The 2,990-nt window shown below is 46.9% G+C and carries 1 protein-coding gene; it reads right to left on the bottom strand.

Translation table 11 applies throughout. The features are described 5' to 3' along the window. On the bottom strand, positions 1-2,990 hold a 2,990-nt coding region (locus NG792_RS00165), incomplete at both ends, for a S8 family peptidase (protein WP_261234031.1).

The raw sequence follows: 2,990 nt of genomic DNA, 5'->3' as shown, positions 1-2,990 counted from the left end.
TACACGGTGAAGAAGTTGGAGGCACTCAGACTTGTGCCTGTGTTCAGGGTGTTGTTATAAGTGGTGACCACTGGAGCGCGGTTGACTTGCTGCGTCGATGGTTGGGTGTCTCCTACTGATGCTAATAGATTGATCTGAACAACTGAAGCGTCGTTCCAGTGTTTGCCGTCGAAAGCAGCAATGATAATTGACTGTTCTTTACCTAGCTCACTTCCAGCAACAAACTGCAAATCTTTAAGTTGACTAGCGTTGATGTGCAGTGTGCGAGGCTGTTTTACACCATTTAAGGTGAAGTATCCACTGTTACTACTGGAGTCTTGGTTATGGAAGTAGTAGATTTGCATTGCGTCGCCGTCAGGATCTTGGACGCTGAAGAGGCTTGATGCAGGAACAGTAGCACCGGGGGATAGAGCAACGTTGTTGGTACTAATCACGGGTAAACGGTTAGTAACAGCAGTGCCGTTGATGGGAAGTGGATTGGCTACAAAATTCTTGTATTCACTCCAGTGCTTACCATCAAAAGCCCGAATAGCAAGAGCTTCAGTTTTTCCGGCTTCGCTACCCGCAACAAATTGCATATCTTTCAACTGGCTGGCGTTGACATAAATTGAGCCAAGTGGTGTCTTCACACCATTAATAGTGATGTAGCCACTATTATCACCACGATCTCGGTCGTAAAAGTGATAGATTTGCATGGCATCGCCATCAGCATCATTGACACTAAATAGAGTAGACAGTGCTACAGCTTCACCAGGGTTAAATGCGCGGTTTTGTACAAGGATCTCTGGTCGCTTATTTTCCTGAATAGAGCCATTAATGGTCTGAGGATTGACGACAGCATTAACCTCTGAACTCCACACCTTACCATCGAAAGCCCGCAGTGAAAACATCTCAGTCTTTCCAGGTTCACTGCCGCTCACAAATTGCAAATCCTTGAGTTGGTCTGCCTTGATGGTAAAAGAGGAGCCAATTTTAACGCCATTTAGGGTGAAGTAGCCACTACCAGGCGTTTGATCAGGCTCATAAAATTTATATTCTAGGATAGCATCACTATCTGGGTCAAATGCAGAGAAGAAACTGGATGCAGCAATAGTCTCGTTAACCCCCATCAGTTGATTATGCACTGTCACGACTGGCATCCGGTTGGCGGTGCTAGTGCCAGGGGAGCCGAAGCCGTCTTCTTCGGGGTTCCAATCTCGATTAGGTTGCTCAATATCCCAGGGGTTAATGACGGATTCAGGATCTACGGTTGTTGGAATATCGTCTTGTCCAATCAAAACATCTGGGTCATAAGCGGTGCTAGAGATCCAGTCATCGCGGAGAATCTCGTCGTCTTGGAAAGCGGGATTATCTGGCTGCTCTTCCTCGACGATCACCTCTTCGTTGGAGATAGAAGGTATTACTGGGATATCAATGTCATCATTGTCGTCTGATGGAATGTCAGGGTCTATTTGGTCGTCGGCTAGGTTTTTCGATGGGATTTTAGCTTTGTCTTCAGGTTGCGTTGCTTTTGCAAGATGAATCGCCGCGATCATGTTTAACAAGCCTGCACCTGTCTGACTATCCCAGTTCGGTTGACCTAAATCGGTGGCCGTGCGTTTGATGATATCGATAACCTGAGTGTAGTTAAGACGAGGATTAGCAGCCCAGACTTGAGAAATAGCTCCCGTCACTTTAGCCGGAGCTTCATAACTGTTTCCACGGGCAACCAAGTCTAGTGCTATCCCACTTCCGGAGTCATCGGCTACCTGATAAGCTTTAGACAGAGCTATCGCATCATTAACTCGTGTTGCAGCACCTACGGTGACAACGTTATCAAATTCTAAACTCGCACTACCTAGAGCAGAAATCTGACCCAGCTCACGACCGGCTGGCACAACAATCAGTACGTTATGCTGACGGGCATATTCAAGGGCCTCTCGTTCTTGGGGCGTTAATTCATACCGAGTCGTGACATTTCCCTCAGCATCAATCTGAGTTAAGTCCAGGCTCACATTAACCACCGCATTCGGTTGACCTGACTCGCGCGCCGCGTCCACAAACTCAACCAAAGATTGGATCCATTTCTCCGAACCGATCGCCCGTCCGGCCCAAATGGTGGCCTCGGGATTAATGCCATCAATGCCAATACCGTTGTCTGGTTGAGCGGCAATAATTTCTAGGATATCAGTGGCATTTTCGTGGGCTGACCCTTCCGGTAAAGTTGGGTCATTATCTCCATCAATATGGTCTCGTCCCCAGGTGATTCGGGAGTAGTCAATATCAGGTTTATTTGTGGCGAATCCGCTGCCGATAATCCCTACTAAGGGTTGACTAGAGGAGGGAAAACTCAAGGTGGGTGGGGTTACCGGAATTGGCACAAATGTCTGGTCAACAAATTTTTCCAGACGACTCACTAAAGCTAAGGTGCTTTCACTAATCGATCGCGAAGTATTTTGATTTTGCAGGGTTTGAGTTAAGGTTTCTAGTCGCTCTATCAGGGCAGTATTAACAGAAACACTAGAGGTCGGGCTGTTATTGGCTTGAATTTTTAAGGTTTGAGTGAGGTTGTCTAACCGGGAAATTAGCTCGGTTTTAGCCAAATCGTTCGAGGATAAGGCTGGGGTGGCGATCTCCTCTATGTCAGAAATTTCCCGAGTCTCTATCGGACTGGTTTGGCTGACTTGCTCGATGTCATCTGCCTCTGAACTTGATGCAGTGTTCTGAGTTTCTTCCGCATCTACCAGCGTCTCTGAAAAAATCTCACCCTCAGCAGCAATAACTTCTTCCTCAACATCCGTTTCTGCTACTTCATCGACTACTTCGGTTTCACCTTCAGCAGCAATAACTTCTTCCTCAACATCCGTTTCTGCTACTTCATCGACTACTTCGGTTTCACCTTCAGCAGCAATAACTTCTTCCTCAACATCCGTCTCTGCTACTTCATCGACTACTTCGGTTTCACCTTCAGCAGCAATAACTTCTTCCTCAACATCCGTCTCTGCTACTTC

Source organism: Laspinema olomoucense D3b, assembly GCF_025370785.1.
Classification (GTDB): Bacteria; Cyanobacteriota; Cyanobacteriia; order Cyanobacteriales; family Laspinemataceae; genus Laspinema; species Laspinema olomoucense.
Note: the sequence above shows the minus strand (reverse complement) of the source record. Positions and strands in the feature narration are given on the sequence as shown.